We start from the raw sequence: 19,690 nt of genomic DNA, 5'->3' as shown, positions 1-19,690 counted from the left end.
GACCGAATGTGGGATTCGGTCACTTGATGTGACCGAATCCCACATTCGGTCAGGGAGGAGCGGGTCGCCAGGGCCGTCGCGACGGGTTATCCACAGGGCGCGCAACCGTCCACAGATCTCCGAATATCGCGGGTCGGACCGGCCTCGGGGACGTGACCGCCACCGACGATGTCTGCATGAAGCGCGGAGAGTGGGCCACCGACGTCGAATTCCTGACCTCACACAGCAGGAACGGAGTCATCCGCACCTCGCACCTGCGCGCACTTGGCGTGTCGCCGGGCACCATCACCGGCCGCTGCAGGCCGGGTGGGCGTTGGCAGCGCCTGCTTCCGGGGATCATCCTTCTGCACAACAGTTCTCCCACAAGACTTCAGCGCAACACCGCGGCGCTGATGTATGGCGGGCGCGACAGCATGCTGACCGCCCACGCGGCGCTCGCAGCGCACGGATACCAGCGGTCGGCATCGATGAGCGACGTCCTGCTGTTGATCCCCGCCGACCACTATCGGCAGTCGAATGCCTTCGTCCGTGTCGAACGGACGTGGCGCATGCCGGAACCCGTGATCCGCGGGACGCTTCGGTGCGCGCCGATCACGAGGGCCGTCCTCGACGCAGCGCGGCGTACTCGCGTGACGAACGACTGTCGCGCGCTGCTCGCGGACGCTATCCAGACCGGGGGCACGACGGTCGACGAATTGGCGATCGAACTCGCCGAAGGATCCTGCCGCGGCACGGCGCTGCCCCGGTCAGTGCTCCGGGAACTGGGAGCCGACGCACACTCCGTCGCCGAAATCGATGCGCAGCAGCTCTACGCCCGGAGCGGACTCCCCACCATGAAGCACAACCGGGCGGTCGAGACCGCGTCCGGCGAATTCATCGCCTCCCCCGATGGGTGGATCGACGACGTGGCGATGGTGTGGGAGATCGACTCGATCAAGCATCACTACACGACCTTCGATCATGAACGCACCCTCGAGCGGCGGGCCCGAATGCAGAGCCACGGGATCATCGTGCTCACCCACCTGCCCCGAGCAATCAGCGAGAAGCCGGCCCTGGTTCTTCAGCAGCTACGGGAAAACTATGACTTGGCCCGGTCGAGACCCCGGCCGAATGTCCGCCTCCGGCCGAAGAAGGCTCCCACCGCCTGAACGGGCCGTCGCCCCCGTGCTGTTCCCTCCCGGCTCCGCTCCCGACCGGTGGCACTCCGCTCCCGACCGGTGGCACTCCGCTCCCGACCGCTGACCGAATGTGGGATTGGGTCACACCAAGTGACCGAATCCCACATTCGGTCAGCGGCGGGGCGGTCAGCGGCGGGGCGGGTTCGGGGCGGTCAGCGGCGGGGGGGCGGGGCGGGGCGGCGGCGGGTGGCTAGTCCGCGACGATCGCGTCGGCCTCGATTTCGATCAGCAGGTCGGCGTCGATCAGCTTGCTGACCTCGAGGATGGTGGTGGCGGGGCGGATCTCGCCGAACACCTCGCCGTGCGCGAGTCCCGCCTCCTCCCAGCGGCTCATGTCCGTGAGGAACATGCGGGTGCGGATGACGTCCTGGGGGCGCGCGCCCGCCTCGGCGAGGGCGGCGACGATGCGGCGCAGCGCCTCGCGGGTCTGCTCGGCGAGACTGTCGCCGCCGACCGGCCCGTCGGGCCCCGACGCGGTGGTGCCGGACACGGACACCTGCGCGCCGATGCGGACGGCCCGCGAGTACCCGATCTTCGCTTCCCAATCGGAGCCGGACGAGATGTTGTTTCGATTCGACATTCCGTGGATTGTGTCAGGCCGCCCGACGGCGACGTCAGCGGCGGGTGTGCTGCTCGGCGACGAAGCGGCGGAACGGCTCGAGTGCCTCGTCGTCGAGGTGCGGACCGCTCACCTCGATCCCGACGCCAGCGGAGCCGACGACGTCGGCACAGCCGAGCGCGAAGCGGGGCCCCTCGTCCGCGAGAATCGCACCGAACTGCGTTGCTGCCGCACCGAACACGACCCGGCGCACTCCGGCCCACACCATCGCGGCCGCGCACATCGGGCACGGCTCACCGGACGCATACACGACCGCGCCGGCCATCCGCTCCGTGTTGCCCTCCGCGCAGGCGGTGGTGATCGCGTCGAGTTCGGCGTGCCCGGTCACGTCGCCCGACGTCGCCACCGAGTTCGCGCCCTCGCTGACCACGGCCCCTGCGGCGTCGACGATCACGGCCCCGAATGGTCGGTTCCCCGCGTCGCCGGTCTCGACCGCCAGCGCGATCGCCCTGCGCAGGTGACGGATGTCGGTGCTATCCGGTCCGGTCACGCGGTCGCTCCCTCCGTGGTTCCGTTCTTGCGCACCAACGCATTCGCGCCGATTCCCGCGACAATGAAGGCGATGCCAAGCCAGGTCGGCCCACCGTCCATCGCGAGGGTGACGATACCGATCGGGATCAACCAGGTCGCGAGCGGAGCGATCAGGTCGGTCAGTCCCGGCGCCCGCGCGGAGGGCTGCCCCGCCGCTGCCGCGGCGCGGGCGGTGGCGACGTCCGGGTACCACTGGGTGAACTGCAGTGCGCACAGGATGGCCGCGGTTTGGATCACCCAGCCGGTCCAGATGTTGTCGGCGTCGTGCAGGACCGCGTCGCCGTAGAAGCCGGCGCCGGTGGCGACGAGGAACGCGAGCGCCCACGCGCCGGTGATCACGTAGTTCACCCTGATGAACGCTGGACTGTCCCAGTACTCCTCCTCGACCTCCTCGCGGGCGTATTGGAGCGTGAACGGCATTCGGGCGATCATCGACCCAACGGCGATCAGGAACAGCGTGATGTTCGCGATCTCCCCGATCCACGTCTCCATCCACTCCTCGCCTGCCTCGTCGACCACGAAGTGCGCGACGACGAGCGCCGCGAAGAAGAGCACGTCGATGACGCCGAGCAGCTTCACCGACCGACCACGGACGCGGTCGACGATCAGGAACGCAACGGACATCGCCAGCGCGACACCGGCGGCGACCTCGAGACGCCCGGGACCCTGGAAGACCGCAAGCACGATCCACGGCGCCAGCCCGGTCAGCGGACCGTCGAGCAGGGACGCGAACGCCTCGAAAGCCCGGCGGGCCGGAGTGGATGGCGGTCCCGCCGTGGCGTCCCCGCGGTCGAATCGGTTCGCTTGGGGTCCGGATCCGTCCGAGGCGGACACCCGTTCGACGTTTCCCACCATCGCTCTTCCCTCGCCATCGGCCACTGGGTGCGCGGAGCATCGAACCGCAGCATATCGCCGCGCGAGGGCGGGAATCGGCCTAATGCGACGGATCCGGTGGCCGGATCCCGGCGGCTCGGGACACAGATGCGTAAACCCTCAAGGTGAACTAGAGACTATAACCTGAGGCAGGTGGATCGACGGCACCGGGCAGGCGTGTCGTTCCCCGCCGGAATCACGGGTGGATTACAGTCAGCCCGGGCAATATCGCGAAATCGACGCGATGAGGAGGTCAATGTGCGCGAGCTCTCCGTGATCGGACTCGAGCCCGGCGGATCGCACGTGGTGTGTGCGGATCCCGACACCGGCGAACGGTTCCGGATTCCCGCCGACGACAAGCTACGCGCCGCGTCCCGCGGCGACATCGCTCGGTTCGGCCAGATCGAGATCGAGGCGGAAAGCCAAATGCGGCCCCGCGAGATCCAGGCCCGCATCCGCGGCGGCGCCACGATCGAGCAGGTCGCCGAGGAGGCCGGAGTGTCGGCCAAGCGGATCGAGCGATTCGCTCACCCGGTCCTGCTCGAACGTGCCCGCGCCGCCGAACTCGCCCAGGGTGGCCACCCGGTCCGCGAGAACGGTCCGACCGTGCAGACCCTCGCCGAGATCGTGTCGATGGCCTTCCGCGCCCGCGGGCACGATCTCGACGACGCGGATTGGGACGCCTGGCGCGACGAGGAGGGGCACTGGGTTGCCCAGCTGCAGTGGCAGGCCGGGCGCACCCGCAACGCCGCGCACTGGCGGTTCCAGCCCGACTCGCACGGCGGCACCATTGCCGCCCTCGATTCCGCAGCAACGGACCTGATCGATCCCGACTTCGGTCGGCCGCTGCGGAGCCTCGCCCCGCTTGCCCTCTCCCCGGCCCTCGACGCCGAGGTCGAGGTCGAGGAGGTCGTCGAGCCCCCCGCCGAGCCGGAGCCGGAACCCATTCCGGACCTCGCGACGGAGACCGAGCCGAAGCAGGCACCCCAGCAACAGGGCGGCAAGGACAAGCGCGGCAAGCCGCATCTCCCGTCGTGGGACGACGTCCTGCTCGGGGTCCGCAGCAGCGGGCGCGGGTAGCCCGCCGCCCCCGCCGCCCCCGGCTTACAGTAACCTTTGGTAACACATATCGAAGGACGGCCAGGGGGACCACGTGCTGACGCTCGACTTGACCAAACTGACCGACGCCCTGCCAAGCCGGGACGACGTCGCCGTCGCCGCCCGCAACGCCTGGGCGCTCACGGTCGGGGGTGGCGTCGCCCCCGCCGACCCCACCCCGTCCGAGCTGCTGCGCGGCGGACCTCACCGGGACCTCTACCGGTTCGGACCTCCCCCGGCCCGGGACGCCCGCCCGGTGCTGCTGGTTCCGCCGCTGGCGGTCCCCGCCTCCTGCTACGACCTGCGCCCGAGCCAGAGCCTGGCCGCACACCTCGTCGAGCGGGGGCACGCCACCCACCTCCTCGACTACGGCACCATGACCTCGGCCGACGGCGACCTGGGGTTCGAGTCGTGGGCCGAGGACATCGTCCCGGACGCGGTGCGGCACATCAGCGAACGCCACGACGGCGCCGCCGTCGACCTGATCGGGTGGAGCCTCGGCGGAACCATCTCGCTGCTCACCGCCGCGGGCCAACCGGACCTCCCGATCCGCTCCGTCACCGCGATCGGCACCCCCCTCGACTACACCCGCATCCCGGTCATCAGCCCGCTGCGGATGATCGGCAGGGTCACGACCGAGCGCCCGCTGACCGCGGTCACCCGACGACTCGGCGGGCTGCCCGCCCCGATCGTCCAGGCCTCGTACCGGGTCACCGCACCGCACCGGGAACTGTTCAAGCCGTGGTTCATCGCCCGGAACCTGCGCAACACCGAGTCGCTCGCCCGAATGGAGGCCATTGACCGGTTCATGGCGGAGATGCCCGGTTACCCGGCCCGGGTCTTCGACCAGATGTGCTCCCAGCTGATTCTTGGAAACCATTTGGCAGCAGGAGAATTCAACTACGGCACCCACGCGGTTCGACTCGCGGACGTGCGGGTTCCGGTGCTCGGGGTCGGCGGAACCACCGATGTGATCGCACCCGCCGCTGCGGTCGAACCGATCACCGATCTGCTGACCGGATCGCCCTATGTCCGCTTCGAGGCGGTCGCGGGCAGCCATCTCGGTCTCGTGGCCGGTCCCGGAGCGCGGGACACCACCTGGCCGATTATCGACGAGTTCCTCGGTTCGGTTTCGCACGACCCGGCCGACGCACGGTGCGCCGACCCGGAATCGACCGCGAGCGTCGTACCCTCGTAGAAAGCCGACGGAAGCGGGGTGCACCGGTGGGGCCGAGAGCATCAACGATCTGGTACGTCGACATCCCCGACCCCGCCGCGGTGCTCCGCGACCGCCCCGCCCCCGACGCCGACGCGGCCCGGGCGCTCGCATCCCGCCTGTACCCCGAAACCGTTGCGGTACCACTGCAATCCGGAACGCTGGCCGATTCGGCCGCGCCAGCCGGGCGGCAGGTGTTCATCGGCAGCTACCCGGGGGTGACCGTGGTGTGCGAGCCGACCCTGGCCGTGAACCGGCCGTCGCTGATCGACGAATCCTGGACCAGCCGACTCGAATCCGAACACACCTACCTGGTCTGCGCCGAGGACACGACCCCGTGGGGTGCGTTCGCGTGCTGGGAACGCGGCGAGCTGCGCAGGTCGTTCAGTGCGACATCGGCGTTCATCCACGAGAACATCGGCCTGCCCCTGGTGTGGGAACGCGAGTTCTGGGGCGGCGAGCACCCCGCCGAGCGCCCGATCGACGTGCTGCCCGATCCGCAGACACTCCCCTTCGATCCCGGCGAGTTCGCCGACGCGGCGAACCTGCACTGGCTCGGCTTCCGCCATTCGACGCCCGCCGCGGCCAACGCGACCGGTGTCGCCGACGTGGCGCTCTGCGGATTCACCCTCTACGCGGCAGGCACGGAACCGGTCGCCCCGCCCGCGGAGCCCGAGCACCGGGGCCTGCGCGGATGGTGGCGCAGGCGCGCAGGCTGACCGTTCGGCGGACCAGGCATCAGCGTGCCCCCAGCAGCAGGGCGACCCACCCCAGCACCACCCCCGCCGCGGCGCCGTACACCACCCACCGCCACACCGGGACCGCGCGCCACTGCCAGACGGTCGGCGCGACCCCCGCCACCACGACCACGTTCACCACGAGCGCGAGCAGCGGGTGCACCGCGATCATCGCTGCGCCACAGGCAATCACCGCCACCGTGACCAGAACCGCGGAGAACCCGGCGACGACCAGCGCCGGACCGCTCATCCGAGCCGGACCCGCTCGTAGAACGCCATCGCCGCCGCGGTCGCCACGTTGAGCGAATCGGTGCCGGGCGCCATCGGGATGCGGGCCCGGACATCGGTCTTGCGCATCGTGTATTCGGACAGCCCCGGCCCCTCCGCCCCGAGCAGCAGCGCCACCTTCTCCCCCGTCATCGCCTCGGCCAGCGTGTCCGCGGCCGGATTCGGGGTCAGCGAGATGAGCTGAAAACCATTGTCCCGCAAGTGCTGCAATCCGTGCGGCCACTCCGGAACCCGAGCGAACGGCACCCGCAGCACGTGCCCCATCGACACCCGAACGGCCCGGCGGTACAGGGGGTCGGCGCATCGGTCGCCGAACAGCACGGCGTCCACCCCGAGGCCGGCCGCGTTGCGGAACATCGAGCCGATGTTCTCGTGATCGTTGACCCCCTCGAGGACCGCGACGGTCCGCGCCCCAGCGAGCACCCCATCGAGGTCGAGCGGCGGCGGGCGATGCGCAGCGGCCAGCACACCACGGTTGAGGTGGAACCCCACCACCGCAGCCATCACCTCCGCCGACGTGCGGTAGAACGGCACGTCGACGCCGGCGAGGTCCGCGGACAGCTCACCGAGCCTGCGGTCGACACCGAGCAGGCTGATTGGCTGGAACCGGGACGACAACAGCCGCTGCGCAACGAGAACCCCCTCGGCGATGACCAGCCCCTTGCCCTCGGGGAGGTCGGGTCGACGGTCGGAGGAGTTCAGATCACGGAAGTCGTCCAGCCTCGGATCCGCCGGGTCGTCGATGTCGATTACGTCAGCCACCCGACCATCTTGCCGCAGGGCAGAAAGGGCGCCTCCGCCGCGCCGCGACCGGGCCCGCTGCACCTGCCCTAATCGGAGTTGGTGACGAATCCGCCGATGATGTCGATCGAGCGCCGCAGCACGGCCAGCTGCTCCGGATCGAGTCCGGCCAGCTGATCGGTCATCCACTTCTCCCGCGCGCTGGTCTCGTCGGCGAGCAGCGCGTGGCCCGCATCCGTCAGGGAGACGATGATCTGCCTGCCGTCGGTGGGGTGCGGGGTGCGGGAGACCATTCCCCCCTCCGCCAGCGACGCGATGACACGGGTCATCGACGGCGGCTGCACCCGCTCCTTCGACGCGAGCCCGCCGGGTGTCATCGGTCCGTGCTCGTCGAGGCTGGCCAGGGCGGACAGTTGCGTCAGCGACACCGGGGAATCTGCCCGGCGGCCACGCAGATGCCGCGACAGACGCACGACGGCCAGGGAGAGATCGCTGGCGAGTGAGCGGGTATCCAAGGTCACTCACGGAGGATACGGCACTGGCCCGCAACTATTTCAGGTAATCGCGTCGGTTATGGGGCCGACAGCAAAATACGCGACAAACAGGGCGGCGACAACCCACAGCAGCGGATGAATCTGCTTCGCCTTGCCGCTCGCCGCTCCGATCACCACCCAGGCGATGAACCCGACACCGATCCCGTTTGCGATCGAGTAGGTGAACGGCATGACGACGATCGTGAGAAACGCGGGCAGCGCGATGTCGAACCGGGTGAAGTCGATGTCCCGGACCTGCCCGATCATCAGCGCGCCGACCACGACCAGCGCGGGCGCGGCCGCCTCGATCGGCACGATCTCGTACAGCGGGGTCAGGAACATCGCGGCGAGAAACAGCACCCCGGTCACGACGTTCGCCAGGCCGGTGCGCGCCCCTTCGGCGATACCCGAGGCGGACTCGACGAAGACGGTGTTGGAGGAGGCGGAGGCACCGCCGCCGACGATCGCGCCCGCGCCCTCGACGACGAAGGCCTTCCCGATCCCCGGCAGGTTGCCGTGCTCGTCGGTGAGCCCGGCCTCCTTGCCGAGGCCGGTCATTGTGCCCATCGCGTCGAAGAAGTTGGCGAGCACCAGCGTGAACACCAGCAAACTGGCCGCCAACACACCGATCCGGGTGAACGCCCCGAACAGGTTGACGTCACCGACGAGGCTCAGGTCCGGCATCTGGGTGAGCACGTCCGGAAGTCCGGGCACGCTCAAATTCCAGCCCTTGGGGTCGACGCCCTTGGACGGACCGACGTCGAAGACGGCCTCCAGGATCGCGGCGAGCACGGTGGTGACGACGATGCCGATGAGCAGGCCACCGCGCACCTTCCGCGCCACCAGGACTCCCATCAGCAGCACGCCGAACACGAAGATGACCGTCGGCCACGACGCGATGGATCCCCCGATGCCGAGCCCGACGGGCACGGTGGTGCCTGCCACGTCCGGGATGCGCCGGACGAAGCCGGCATCGACGAAACCGATGAACGCGATGAACATGCCGATGCCTGCGACGATCGCCGACTTCAGCGCATCGGGCACCGCGTTGAACACCGCGGTTCGGAAGCCCGACACCGCCAGTGCCACGATGATGAGGCCGTCGATCACGACCAGGCCCATCGCCTCCGGCCAGGTCACCTGCGGCGCGATGGTCACCGCGAGCAGCGCGTTGATGCCGAGGCCCGCCGCGATGCCGAACGGATAGTTCGCGATGATGCCGAAGGCGATGCTCATCACGCCCGCGACGAGCGCGGTCACCGCCGCGACCTGACTCACCGGCAGGATGTTGCCGAGCACATCGGTCTTGGCGGACGCGTCGTCCGGCGAGAAGCTGCCGAGGATGAGCGGGTTCAGCACCACGATGTACGACATCGCCACGAATGTGACGAGACCGCCGCGCATCTCCTTGCTCAGCGTCGATCCACGCTCGGTGATCTTGAAGTAGTTGTCGAGTATCCGCGGGGTGCCCGCCATCGTCCCGTCCTCAGTTGCCCAGGGTGCGACGCACCGTTCGCGCCTTCGGAGAGACTAGGGCATTCGGCGCGATCGGGCCCGGTGGCCGGTACCGTTGTGTCGGTGAGCACGCCCCGCAACGATCCCCTGCTTCCCGCCCGGTTGATCGACCCCCGCCCGGTGCTCGCACTGGGCACCGCGGCCTGGATGACGGCGACGATTCTGGTGCTGCTGGTCGGCGACCGGTGGGAGCCGCTGCTGCCGATCTGCCTGGCCGGACTCGCGTTCGGGGCGCTCGGGTCGGCACTGTTCCTTGCCCAGCGGCGCGCGGCGCGGCGCGGCAGCCGGACCGCGCAACGCGGGCTCAGCTAACCACGGCTCGTCGCGCGGCATACCGGGCAGTGGCCCAGATCCACAGCGCCGCCCATGCCACCCCGAGCAGCCAGCCCGCCAGCACGTCGGTGAGCCAGTGCGCGGCAAGGTATACCCGGGACAGCCCGATCCCGGCGGTCCACAGCACGAGCAGCGTCGCCGGGAGCGGTCCGAGTGCGCCTCTGGTGCGGACCAGCACCGCGCCGAGCACGCACACCAGGATCGCCGACATCATCGCGTGCCCGGACGGGAACGAATGGGTCAGCTCGTCGACCAGACGGTCCGGGAACGGCGGTCGCGCCCGGCCGACCACCAGCTTCGACGCGCTCATCAGCAGGAATCCGCTGACCATCGCGCCCGCGACGAGCACGGCATCGACGCCGCGTCCGCGGGCCAGCAGCGCGAGCATGACAGCGGCGGTGATCGCGGCCGCGACGACCGTGTCGCCGAGGTGGGTGATCACGGTGACGACCTCGGTCAGCCAGGGCGTCCGCCAGTGCAGGACCTGGTCGAGGACCGCCCCGTCGATCGGGTCACCAACCACCGGTCGGCCCCGGCCCGAGCCTGCGGGCGTCGGCGTGGGTGCGACCCGCCCCGTCCACCCACCACGGCACCTCGACGTCGGCCTCGACCGCCCCGGACAGTCGCACCGTCAGCGTCTCGTGCAGCACCAGGACCCCGGCAGGCAGCGACCGACCGGACGTGACCGCGGCGAGCACCGCGCCCGCCTCGCGCGCCGGGTCGACGGTGCGCCCGGTCCCGAGCACCTCCCCGCGCACCGCCTCCGACGCGGGCGGCAGGTCCAGCAGGTCCGCGAGCGCCCCGGCGGACGCCAGGTCGCCGACCACCAGCCGCCCGGCCGGGACGGCGGCCGCCAGCCACGGCCGGTCCAGCACCATCGCGTCGGCGGGGTCCGCGACGGCGCCGTCGACGGCGCGGACCCGGGTGGGGGGCGGCAACGCGTCCAGGTCGAGCAGGCCCGCCGCGGTTGCCTCCGCCAGCAGCCGGTGGGTGCGCACCGTCACCGCGGGGGTTGCGACCCGGTCCGGGTCGGCGAGCCGCTCGATCAGCAGGTCGGCGAGGGCCTGGTCGTCGACGCGGTCCGCGGCCAACGCGCCCGCCAGTGCCGCGGCGTCGGGATGGTCCAGCGGGTCGAGCAGGCCCTCGAAGGTCGGGTCGTCGGGGGAACGCAGCGACCCCAACGGGACACCGTCCACGCCGGCGTGCCGTCGCAACCACCACGCGGTGTAGCCGCCCCGGTCGGCGAGCAGGGCGGCGGTCTCGGGCCCGGCGGCGAGCAGGGTCAGCGCCTGCCGCCACGCACCGGGGGCGACGAGGTCGAGGTCCCGGACCGCGAGCAGTACCTCCGGGTCATCGGGCAACGTTGCCCACCACTCGGATTCGCGGTCCAGGTGGTGGTCGGGGCCGGTCGGCAGTTCCTCACGCACCACCGTGAAGCCCCATCCGACGCCGAGCGCCAGCAGCGCGTCGGAGCCGTGGGCGTCGACGACCCGGGCGGCAACGGTGGTGAACGGTGAGTCCTCGTCGAGCACGGCGGCCAGCGGCGCACCGGGGAGCAGCAGTTCGTCGGCGGGACGCAGGTCGCCCGCCTCGTCGGGCAATGGCAGCGCACCAAGCCAGCCGGGCAGCGGCCCCTGCCCGGCCGCGGCCGCCACCAGCGGCAGCACGACGTCCACGAGTTCCGTTGCGGCACCGTCACGGTCGTCGAGCCAGCCGTCGTCGTCGTACTCGATCCGTTCCCGCAGTGCCGGGTCGCCGAGCACGTCGAGCACCCCGACCGTGGTGGCGCCGAGCCGGGTCAGCAGCGGATGCGCCGCGTCCGGATGGACCAGTCGGATCCAGTCCACCCCGCGTCCGGCCGCGCCGAGGTCGTGGCCGAGGAGGGTGGTGCGCGGGCCGGTCACGGTCCGGCCGTCGGTGAGCGGCACCGGGATCGCGGCCAACTCCTCGGCCGCGAGGGGGTCGACGACGAGCGGGAGGAGCGCGTCGTACAGCCGGGCCCACCAGCCGGGATCCCGGTCCAGTCCGGCGAGGAGTTCGGCGAGCCGCGCCAACCCGAGCCGGTGCACCCCGACCGCGCCGAGCGCGCGAGCCGCCGCGACGCCGGACATCTCGGCGGTGAGCAGTCCCGGGACCACGTCGGCGAGCAGGTCGCCGAGATCGTCGTCGAGCCCGGGCAGCACGGCTGCGTCGCCGGGGCGCAGGATTCCGCCTGCGGCGCCGGGCAGCCAGGGATGGTCGGCGAGGCGCCGCAGCACCGCCTCCCGCAACTGCTCGTCCACCTCGCCACGCGCAAAGCCGGGGGTGGGAAGAAGCGCGATCCGCTGCGAAACAGGCAGGGACGCAACGAACTCTGCGTATCCGTCGGCGAGGTGTGCGATCGCGGCGCCGGGCAGGATGCGACGGCGGTCCGGCTGCAGCTCGGCGTCCGCGATCACCATCGCCGGCAGCGAGAGCTCCTCGTCGGAGCGGGTCGGGGCCCGCAGGACGTCGCTGGCCAGCGGCCGCACCACCCCCCCGGCGACCGGCACCAGGAATCGTGCCGTCGGTCCCGCGTACTGCCACCAGGTCCGGTCCCCGACGACGACCTCACCGACCCCATCACCGAGATCCCGTTCGGTGCGCGTGAACTCCCGGTCGCCGATCCGGATCGACTGCAACGCAGGAAGTTCCAGCAGCAGGTCGACCGCCTCGGCGGTCATCGCGGCCAGCAGCGCTGCGCCGTCGACGTCGGGCAGCAACCTCAGCACGACCTCGGTGTCGAAGCCCGGCGCGGGGGCCGCGTCGCTGGCCCACGCCAGCCGCAGCACCGGCACCCCGGCGTCGGGTTCGGGCAGCCCGGCCCGGGTGATCTCGGCGCGGGTGCGGCGGGCGGAGAACACCACCGACCCGGTCACCGACCGCAGCTCGGCCTCGTCCGCGACGGCGAGGACCGCCGTGAACCCGACCCCGAACCTGCCGACCCCTTCACGTTTGCCGGAGACCCGCAGCGCGGCCAGTGCCTGCACACCGGCCGCATCCAGGGGGGAGCCGACGTTCGCGATGTGCAGCATCCGGCCGTCGAGCCGGACGTCGAGCCGCCCGGGAACGCGGGCGGCCGCCGCGGCGTCGGCCGCGTTCTGCGCGAGTTCGGTGAGGATCCGGTCGCGGTAGCCGCCGCGGACGAAGTCTGCCTCGGTGACCGCGTCCTCCCGCAGCCGCGTCGGCGACGAGGTCCAGGCGAGCAGGGTCGCCGCGCGGAGCGCCTCGGTGCCGAAGGGGTCGGTCACTCGGTCGGCGCCGCGTCCGTCTCGGCGTCGGGCCGCTCGTTCGTGGTCGGCTCCGTCGCGGTCGCGGGCTCGCCCGCGACCGTCTCGACCGCCGCCGCGGTCGGCTGCGGCAGCGTCACGACCTCAAGCGCGCCGTCGTCGTAGGCGTCGTAACGCGGGGTGCCCGCACCGGTAGGCAGTTCTGTGTCGGAGTGGGCGCCGCAGCCGTACTCGGCGTGCACCACGTGCCCGTCGGCGGACAGTTCGTTGCCGCACACCCCGAACGCCGCCCGCAGCGAGCCGGCGAGCGGCAGGTAGAACCCGCACAGCCCGCACGTGGAGGGGGCGGCCTTCGCCATCTCCGAGTCGGGTCCGAAGTCGCCGTCGCGCCAGCGTTGCGCGGCGTCGAGACGACCCTCACGGCTGAGGACCTGCTGGCGGCCGAGCCCGACCTCGCGGGCCACGTCGTCGACGACCGGGTCACCGGTCGCCACGTATCCCGGCGCGAGCCGCGGATCCTGGGCGCGGGGGGCGAGCAGGTCGCCCGGCGACAGGTCGCCGGCACGCACCCGCTGATCCCACGGCAGCCAGTCCGGCGCGACGAGGGCGTCCGGGCCGGGCAGCAGCGCGGACTCGTTGACGGTCACCCGATCCGAATCGGGCAGCGCGGACAGCACCACCGCCCACTGCCAGCCGTGGTAGCCGGGCAGCGTCGCCTCGAAGCGGTGCGTCGCGGTGTTCTCGTCCTCGGCGGTCACGCCGAGGTGCGCGCCGACCTGCACCTCGCCGAGGTCGGTCAACGCCCTGCGCGCGAACTCCACGGCCTCGGCAAGAAGGGGACGCACGGGGGCAAGCTCGGGGGCAGATGACAGACTCACATCTTCATTTTGCCGCATTGCGTGCGGCGTGCACCCGCTCGGGCTGCGATGCTTGCATCGTGACCCGGTTCCGACTGCTCGGCCTCGCCGTCGCGGCGACCGTCCTTACCCTCGGCAGCTGCGCGGCGGGGTCCTCCGACGACCCCGGCTCCTCGGGTCTCGGCTCGTCCGGGTCGGTGCCGACCCTGCGCGTCGACGTCCTCGACCGCCGACCCCACGATCCCACCGCATTCACCCAGGGTCTCGAGATCGCGGATGGGGCGCTGCTCGAGGGGACCGGGCTGGTCGGCCGGTCGTATGTCACCGCCCGCGACCTCGACACCGGTGCCGAGTTGGCGCGGGCCGACCTGCCCGCCACCATGTTCGGTGAGGGGATCACCGTGGTCGGTGACACCGTGTGGCAGCTGACGTGGCGGGACCAGGTCGCGTTCGCCCGCGACCGGACCACCCTCCGGGAACGTGCCAGGGTCGCGTACGACGGCGAGGGCTGGGGCCTGTGCGCGCAGCCGGACCGGTTGGTGATGAGCGACGGCAGCTCGACCCTCACCTTCCGTGACCCGGCGACCTTCGCCGTGCGCGGCACCGTCGATGTCACCCTCGACGACCGCCGGGTCGACCGGCTCAACGAACTCGAGTGCACCGCCGACGGGATGGTTTATGCGAACGTGTGGCAGACCACCGACATCGTGCGGATCGACCCGGCGAGCGGTGCGGTGGTCGCGGTGATCGACGCATCGGGCCTGCTGACGGAGGCGGAGGCCGCCGAGGCCGACGTCCTCAACGGCATCGCCGCGATCCCCGGCACCGACCGATTCCTGATCACCGGGAAGCTGTATCCGACGATCTTCGATGTGCGCTTCGTCTCCTGACCACGCCGCCACACCGGGGCTTATGGTCCTGTGTCCGACTCCTGGGACAGAATTGGACCCGTGACCGGACCGCACCACCCATCCGAACCCGAGGGCCGTCGGGCAGCGCCCGACGCCGGGCGCGGGTCGGGACATCCCGGCTACCCGAACTACCCGCCGGGTCGACCGTCCGGTCGCCGGGCGCCGCTGCCGCCCCTGCACCCGACGACCCCCCTCGGAGCGCACCCCGACGACGAGGTCGACGACCAGCGGACCGAGCAGGTCCGGGCGCCGAGGCAGGGCGGCCCGAAGCCGCCACCGATTCCACGCAAACTGACGGTCACGCGGGTCGCGGCGATGCGCAGCAGGGAACTGACCAACCGCGGCATCGCGACGTTCCGCAGGGCCGCGACCGCCGACGGCGCCGACAAGTCGGGGCTGACCCACCTGACGTATGCGGTGATGGCGAACTTCGCGACCGACGCCGCGCTCGCCGTCGCCCTCGCCAACACCCTGTTCTTCTCCGCGGCCACCGGCGAGGACAAGACGAAGGTGGCACTGTATCTGCTGATCACGATCGCCCCGTTCGCGGTCATCGCCCCGTTGATCGGACCGGCACTCGACCGGCTGCAGCGCGGTCGGCGGATCGCGCTCGCCGCGTCGTTCGCGCTGCGGACCGTCCTTGCGGTGCTGCTGGTGTTCAACTTCGACAGCTGGGCGCTGTACCCGTGCGCGCTGGGGATGATGGTGCTGAGCAAGTCGTTCTCGGTGCTCAAGAGTGCCGTGACCCCGCGCGTGCTTCCCCCGGACATCGACCTGGTCCGCACCAATTCGCGGTTGACGGTGTTCGGACTGATCGGCGGCACCATCGTCGCTGGCGGCGCAGCGGGCGCGATCGCATTCGCATTCCACTCCACCGGGGTGCTCTGGTTCACCGCCGCGCTCACCGTCCTCGGCGCGTACCTGAGCATGCGCATCCCCGCCTGGGTGGAGGTCACCGAGGGCGAGGTGCCCGCGACCCTCACCTACCACGGCGACGACGCCGTCACCGAGGTGATCACCCGCGAGCAGCGGGAGGCGATCGCGCCCGAGAAGCGCCGGCAGCCGCTCGGCCGCGCGACCATCACCGGGCTGTGGGGAAACGGCACCATCCGTGTGCTCACCGGATTCCTGACGCTGTACATCGCGTTTGTCGCGAAGTCGCGCACCGAACACGAGCCGTGGATGCAGGCGGCGATGCTCGGCCTGGTCGGCGCGGCGGCGGGCATCGGCAACTTCGCGGGCAACGCGACCGGGGCCCGACTGAAGCTGGGCAGGCCCGCCGTCGTCGTGCTGCGCTGCACGGCGGCGGTGACCGCGGTCGCGGTCGTCGCCGCGGTCACCGATAGCCTGCTCACCGCGGCACTCGCCACCCTCGTCGCGTCCGGGGCGAGCGCGCTGGCGAAGGTGTCGCTCGACGCCTCGCTGCAACAGGACCTGCCCGAGGAGTCCATCGCGTCCGGATTCGGTCGTTCCGAAACGGTGCTGCAGCTGAGCTGGGTCCTCGGCGGCGCACTGGGGGTCCTGCTGCCCACCCAGTACTGGATCGGCTTCACCGTCGTGTCGGTGGTGCTGGCCCTCGGCCTGGCCCAGACCGTCCTCACGTACCGTGGCCGGACGCTGCTGCCGGGACTCGGCGGCAAGCGCCCCGAGCACGCGCACCAGGAGGCCCCCGTCGGCCCCGGCGCCCGCACCACCTGACCACGATCCCGCCACCCCGGGCGGGCCCGACGACCGAGAATGGAAACTATGAGCTTGCAAGCCCGGACGAAGAAGATCCTCGCGGCGGTGGTCGTGGTGGCGCTGGTTGCCGCGGGCGGTCTCGCCACCGTCACCGCGTTGCTCGTCCGCGACGCCCCGGAGACCCTGCCCACGATCACCGCCTATGCGCACGGCAAGACCGTCGACGTCGAGGCGGGTGTCTGCGACTCGACCATGCGCTGCGCCGACCTCACGGTCGCGTACCTGCCGGTGCCCGCGGGCTCCCCCCTGCAGCTGTCCCTGCCGAGGGACATCGCGGCCGGCGAGTGGCGGCTCAACGTCCAGTTCGGCGACCCGCGCACCGGCGAGGTGTTCGAGGGCTACCGGGACTACACCCCGGACGAGAACTACTCGGTGACGGTGCCGACCCAAGAGAACGAGCAGCTGCTCGGCGTGATCATCCAGCAGCCGTCGTCCCGGGACTTCGCGCCGGTGTGGGCGCTGCAGACGTTGCCGGATCTGCCGGAGGCCGCGCCCTCCGCCGAGTGAGCGGTGCACCAACGCGAGGAGCCCCCGGTCACGACCGGGGGCTCCTCGCGTCTCACCACGGGGGGTGTGCGACTCAGCTGTCGAGTTCGCGGGCGACGGCCCGGACCACCTCGGAAATCCGCTGGGCGGTCTTGCGGTCCGGGTACCGACCCTTGCGCAGGTCCGGCTGCACCTTCGCCTCGAGCAGGGTGATCATGTCCTCGACCATGCCGTGCAACTCGTCGGGGGTGTGCTTGCGCGCGGCGTCGTCGCGGCGACCCGCCCCGGACTGACGCAGGTTCGGCGCCGGGTCGAGCACCTTCAGGCTCAGCGCCTGGGGGCCACGCCGACCGGCGGCCATGCCGAACTCCACCCGCTGGCCCGCCTTGAGGGCCTCGACCCCGTCGGGCAGCGCCGACGACCGGACGTAGACGTCCTCCCCCTCATCCTGGGAGAGGAAGCCGAAGCCCTTTTCAGCGTCGTACCACTTCACCTTGCCGGTAGGCACCGCGTCACCTGCTCATCCACGTAAAACGACCACATAAACGAACGCGCCCCACGAGCGTGGGACGCGATGCCCGCAGTCTACCTCCGCGTGCCCCTGCCGGGCACCCGGGTTTGCTGGCGATACCGTGGAGGCGTGGCACCACGAACCCCCGGCACCGATTCCCCAGCAAGCACGCCGTCCGGCGGCGGGCTGTTGTTCCGCACCGCGATGGTCCTGTTCTTCGCAGGCCTGATCGCGGTGGTCGCGATCTTCGTCATCGCGGCGACCGGACACACCCCCGGGCTCGCGCTGTATCTGCTGGCCCTGCTCTGCCCGATCGGATTCCTCTGCGGGATCGGCGCGGCCCTGCTCGCGGGTCGCCGCACCCGAGGCGGGGAGCACTGATGCGGATCGTCCTCAACATCATCTGGCTGGTGTTCGGCGGGCTGTGGCTCGCGCTCGGCTACTTCCTCGCCGGCGTGATCTGCTGCATCCTGATCGTCACCATCCCGTTCGGCATCGCGTCGTTCCGGATCGGCCTGTACGCGCTGTGGCCGTTCGGCAAGACGGTCGTCGACAAGCCGACGTCGGGTGTGGGGTCGCTGATCGGGAACGTGATCTGGCTGGTGCTGTGCGGGATCTGGCTGGCGATCGGGCACGTGGTGACCGCGGTGGCGATGGCGATCACGATCATCGGAATCCCGCTCGCCATCGCGAACCTGAAGATGGTGCCGATCTCGCTGATGCCGCTGGGCAAGGACATCGTCGACGTCGGGACGACCCGCACCTATCAGGCGGGATATCCGGCATGAGTGTGCCGCCCCGCACGGACGCGGAGCGGAGCTCCAGCACGGGGACGGAGCGGGCCTCCAGCACGGACGCGGGGCGACCCTCCAGTGCGGACGCGGAGCGGACCTCGAGCACCGGCGCCGGGCGGACGCTCCCCGCGCGCCCATGGTTTCTCGGTGTCCTCGCCGTCCTTGCCGCCGCCACCGTCGTCGCGCACGACCGGGTGATTCCGCTGGGGCAGCCGCTGTGGGGGTTCTTCCGCAACGGTCTCGACCTGCTCGTCTATCGCAGTGGCGGCGCCACCGTCCTGACCGATGCCGGTCTCTACGACCACGCGCTGCACGGCGGCATGTGGTGGACGTACCCGCCGTTCTCCGCGGTGATCTTCGCGCCGCTGCGCCTGTTCTCGCCGGAGATGACGACGCTGCTCGGCTACCTGGTGAACTTCGTGGCCCTGTACCTGGTGGTGCTGCTGTGCTGGCGGCAGCTCGGGTACCGCGCCAACCGCACCCTGTACGTCGCCACCGGATTGCTGACCGTGGTCCTGAGCGTCATCGAGCCGGTGCGGACGACGATCTGGCTGGGTCAGGTGAACCTGCTGCTGATGCTGCTGATCGTGTGGGATCTCGGCAGGCCCGAGGGCAGCAGGCTGCGCGGCATCGGGGTGGGCATCGCGGCCGGGATCAAGCTCACGCCCGCGCTGTTCGTTGTGCATCTGCTACTCACCCGGCAGTGGCGGGCCGCGGCGACCGCGGTGGCGGGCTTCGCGGCGACGGTCGCGGTCGGGTGTGTGGTGATCTTCTCCGATTCGCGGGCCTACTGGACCGGGGTGATCTGGCATTCGACGCGGATCGGCGAGACGGCGTGGCCTGCGAATCAATCCGCCTCGGGGGTGCTGGCGCGGTGGCTGCATCTTGCCGAGCCGCCGCGGCTGCTGTGGCTCGGTGTCGCGGTCGCCCTCGCCGGACTCGGCCTTGCCGCGGCTCTCCTCGCGCACCGGCGCGGGCACGCGCTGCTCGCGGTGACGCTGTGCGGCCTGACGTCGTGCGCGGTCTCGCCGTTCTCGTGGGGGCACCACTGGGTGTGGTTCGTGCCGTTGCTGATCCTGGCGATGGATCGGGCGTTGCGCAGCGGCCGCGCGGTGGCCTGGTTGCTGCCTGCCGCGCTCGCGCTTCCGCTACTGATCTGGGCGCACGGGTTCCCGGACGGCGTGTACGGGATCGGGCTGTTCATGGTGCCTGCGCCCGCGGCGCTGGCACCGATCTTCGCCGCGGTGTACCCGTTGCTGTTCGTGGTGATCGCTGCGACCACCCTGGTCGCGTTGGCGCGGACCGGCCCCGCGGCGGGTCCGAAAACACCAGCGGAGCCATGTGATCTGCCTCACATAACGGTTGGGTCACAGCCGGGTCTCGACCGAGCCGCAACCAGCTGACCTGCACAGACGCCGGTGCGGTCGGCCGAAACCGCGGGAAACACGCCGTTCCCGTAGGAGATGACTCACCGCGATCGG

General features: G+C 71.0%; 22 protein-coding genes. 11 read left to right on the top strand and 11 right to left on the bottom strand.

Features of this window, described 5'->3' with window-relative positions:
* The first annotated feature begins 176 nt into the window (after positions 1–176).
* Positions 177–1,148, top strand: a complete 972-nt coding sequence (locus tag ACFWPA_RS11300) for a hypothetical protein (RefSeq protein WP_378509093.1) — start codon at positions 177–179, stop codon at positions 1,146–1,148.
* A gap of 220 nt (positions 1,149–1,368) precedes the next feature.
* On the opposite strand, the gene ACFWPA_RS11295 is transcribed toward ACFWPA_RS11300, so the two are convergent.
* From ACFWPA_RS11295 to ACFWPA_RS11285, 3 genes are read right to left on the bottom strand one after another with little or no spacing between them, the layout of a single operon-like run.
* A complete protein-coding gene (locus tag ACFWPA_RS11295) occupies positions 1,369–1,758 on the bottom strand; it encodes a RidA family protein (RefSeq protein WP_378570194.1) in 390 nt (129 codons plus the stop codon).
* A gap of 34 nt (positions 1,759–1,792) precedes the next feature.
* Positions 1,793–2,287 carry a nucleoside deaminase gene (locus ACFWPA_RS11290; RefSeq protein WP_378570193.1) on the bottom strand — a complete coding sequence of 165 codons (495 nt, stop codon included), beginning with the start codon at positions 2,285–2,287 and terminating at the stop codon, positions 1,793–1,795.
* Positions 2,284–3,183 (bottom strand): hypothetical protein, encoded by a 900-nt coding sequence (locus ACFWPA_RS11285; protein WP_378509006.1) that lies wholly within the window; start codon positions 3,181–3,183, stop codon positions 2,284–2,286. The genes ACFWPA_RS11290 and ACFWPA_RS11285 overlap by 4 nt, the downstream gene beginning before the upstream one ends.
* Positions 3,184–3,459: 276 nt before the next feature.
* Between ACFWPA_RS11285 and sepH the strand changes: the two genes are divergently transcribed.
* From sepH to ACFWPA_RS11270, 3 genes are all read left to right on the top strand, one after another.
* Positions 3,460–4,281, top strand: a complete 822-nt coding sequence (gene sepH, locus ACFWPA_RS11280; RefSeq protein WP_378570192.1) for a septation protein SepH — start codon at positions 3,460–3,462, stop codon at positions 4,279–4,281.
* Between the two features lie 109 nt (positions 4,282–4,390).
* A complete protein-coding gene (locus ACFWPA_RS11275) occupies positions 4,391–5,497 on the top strand; it encodes an alpha/beta hydrolase (RefSeq protein ID WP_378570199.1) in 1,107 nt (368 codons plus the stop codon).
* A 26-nt stretch (positions 5,498–5,523) separates the two neighbouring features.
* A complete protein-coding gene (locus ACFWPA_RS11270) occupies positions 5,524–6,234 on the top strand; it encodes a DUF6928 family protein (RefSeq protein ID WP_378570191.1) in 711 nt (236 codons plus the stop codon).
* Positions 6,235–6,253: 19 nt separating this feature from the next.
* Here ACFWPA_RS11270 and ACFWPA_RS11265 read toward each other — a convergent pair whose 3' ends face one another.
* The 4 genes from ACFWPA_RS11265 to ACFWPA_RS11250 form a co-directional block, all read right to left on the bottom strand.
* Positions 6,254–6,502, bottom strand: a complete 249-nt coding sequence (locus tag ACFWPA_RS11265; protein ID WP_378570190.1) for a DUF2537 domain-containing protein — start codon at positions 6,500–6,502, stop codon at positions 6,254–6,256.
* Positions 6,499–7,302, bottom strand: a complete 804-nt coding sequence (locus ACFWPA_RS11260; protein ID WP_378570189.1) for a TrmH family RNA methyltransferase — start codon at positions 7,300–7,302, stop codon at positions 6,499–6,501. The genes ACFWPA_RS11265 and ACFWPA_RS11260 overlap by 4 nt, the downstream gene beginning before the upstream one ends.
* A 68-nt stretch (positions 7,303–7,370) precedes the next feature.
* A complete protein-coding gene (locus ACFWPA_RS11255; RefSeq protein ID WP_378509011.1) occupies positions 7,371–7,802 on the bottom strand; it encodes a MarR family winged helix-turn-helix transcriptional regulator in 432 nt (143 codons plus the stop codon).
* Positions 7,803–7,835: 33 nt separating this feature from the next.
* Positions 7,836–9,290: an NCS2 family permease gene (locus ACFWPA_RS11250; protein WP_378570188.1), complete on the bottom strand. Its 1,455-nt coding sequence runs from the start codon at positions 9,288–9,290 to the stop codon at positions 7,836–7,838.
* A gap of 102 nt (positions 9,291–9,392) precedes the next feature.
* Between ACFWPA_RS11250 and ACFWPA_RS11245 the strand changes: the two genes are divergently transcribed.
* Positions 9,393–9,641: a DUF2530 domain-containing protein gene (locus tag ACFWPA_RS11245; RefSeq protein WP_378509013.1), complete on the top strand. Its 249-nt coding sequence runs from the start codon at positions 9,393–9,395 to the stop codon at positions 9,639–9,641.
* Here ACFWPA_RS11245 and ACFWPA_RS11240 read toward each other — a convergent pair.
* Genes ACFWPA_RS11240 through ACFWPA_RS11230 form a run of 3 tightly spaced genes read right to left on the bottom strand, consistent with a single transcriptional unit; the run spans position 9,634 to position 13,806 of the window.
* On the bottom strand, positions 9,634–10,185 hold the full coding sequence (locus ACFWPA_RS11240; RefSeq protein ID WP_378509014.1) for a phosphatase PAP2 family protein: 552 nt from the start codon (positions 10,183–10,185) through the stop codon (positions 9,634–9,636). The genes ACFWPA_RS11245 and ACFWPA_RS11240 overlap by 8 nt on opposite strands.
* Positions 10,175–12,931, bottom strand: a complete 2,757-nt coding sequence (locus ACFWPA_RS11235) for a sacsin N-terminal ATP-binding-like domain-containing protein (protein WP_378509015.1) — start codon at positions 12,929–12,931, stop codon at positions 10,175–10,177. The genes ACFWPA_RS11240 and ACFWPA_RS11235 overlap by 11 nt, the downstream gene beginning before the upstream one ends.
* Positions 12,928–13,806: a DUF3027 domain-containing protein gene (locus ACFWPA_RS11230; protein WP_378509016.1), complete on the bottom strand. Its 879-nt coding sequence runs from the start codon at positions 13,804–13,806 to the stop codon at positions 12,928–12,930. Before ACFWPA_RS11230 ends, ACFWPA_RS11235 begins: the two co-directional genes overlap by 4 nt.
* A 41-nt stretch (positions 13,807–13,847) precedes the next feature.
* Between ACFWPA_RS11230 and ACFWPA_RS11225 the strand changes: the two genes are divergently transcribed.
* From ACFWPA_RS11225 to ACFWPA_RS11215, 3 genes are read left to right on the top strand one after another with little or no spacing between them, the layout of a single operon-like run.
* Positions 13,848–14,657, top strand: a complete 810-nt coding sequence (locus ACFWPA_RS11225) for a glutaminyl-peptide cyclotransferase (RefSeq protein WP_378570187.1) — start codon at positions 13,848–13,850, stop codon at positions 14,655–14,657.
* A gap of 60 nt (positions 14,658–14,717) precedes the next feature.
* Complete coding sequence (locus ACFWPA_RS11220; RefSeq protein ID WP_378509018.1) at positions 14,718–16,376, top strand: MFS transporter; 1,659 nt, start codon at positions 14,718–14,720, stop codon at positions 16,374–16,376.
* Between the two features lie 48 nt (positions 16,377–16,424).
* Positions 16,425–16,925, top strand: coding sequence for a DUF2771 family protein (locus ACFWPA_RS11215; protein ID WP_378509019.1), 501 nt, complete (start codon positions 16,425–16,427; stop codon positions 16,923–16,925).
* A 73-nt stretch (positions 16,926–16,998) separates the two neighbouring features.
* On the opposite strand, the gene ACFWPA_RS11210 is transcribed toward ACFWPA_RS11215, so the two are convergent.
* On the bottom strand, positions 16,999–17,412 hold the full coding sequence (locus ACFWPA_RS11210; RefSeq protein WP_378509020.1) for a cold-shock protein: 414 nt from the start codon (positions 17,410–17,412) through the stop codon (positions 16,999–17,001).
* A gap of 132 nt (positions 17,413–17,544) precedes the next feature.
* On the opposite strand from ACFWPA_RS11210, the gene ACFWPA_RS11205 reads away from it, so the two are divergent.
* The 3 genes from ACFWPA_RS11205 to ACFWPA_RS11195 are packed head-to-tail and all read left to right on the top strand — an operon-like array spanning position 17,545 to position 19,612.
* A complete protein-coding gene (locus ACFWPA_RS11205) occupies positions 17,545–17,796 on the top strand; it encodes a hypothetical protein (RefSeq protein WP_378509021.1) in 252 nt (83 codons plus the stop codon).
* Positions 17,796–18,203, top strand: a complete 408-nt coding sequence (locus ACFWPA_RS11200; protein WP_378509022.1) for a YccF domain-containing protein — start codon at positions 17,796–17,798, stop codon at positions 18,201–18,203. The genes ACFWPA_RS11205 and ACFWPA_RS11200 overlap by 1 nt, the downstream gene beginning before the upstream one ends.
* Positions 18,200–19,612: a glycosyltransferase 87 family protein gene (locus ACFWPA_RS11195; protein ID WP_378570186.1), complete on the top strand. Its 1,413-nt coding sequence runs from the start codon at positions 18,200–18,202 to the stop codon at positions 19,610–19,612. Before ACFWPA_RS11200 ends, ACFWPA_RS11195 begins: the two co-directional genes overlap by 4 nt.
* Positions 19,613–19,690: the final 78 nt, after the last annotated feature.

Source organism: Rhodococcus sp. NPDC058505, assembly GCF_042720095.1.
GTDB lineage: Bacteria > Actinomycetota > Actinomycetes > Mycobacteriales > Mycobacteriaceae > Rhodococcus_G.
Note: the sequence above shows the minus strand (reverse complement) of the source record. Positions and strands in the feature narration are given on the sequence as shown.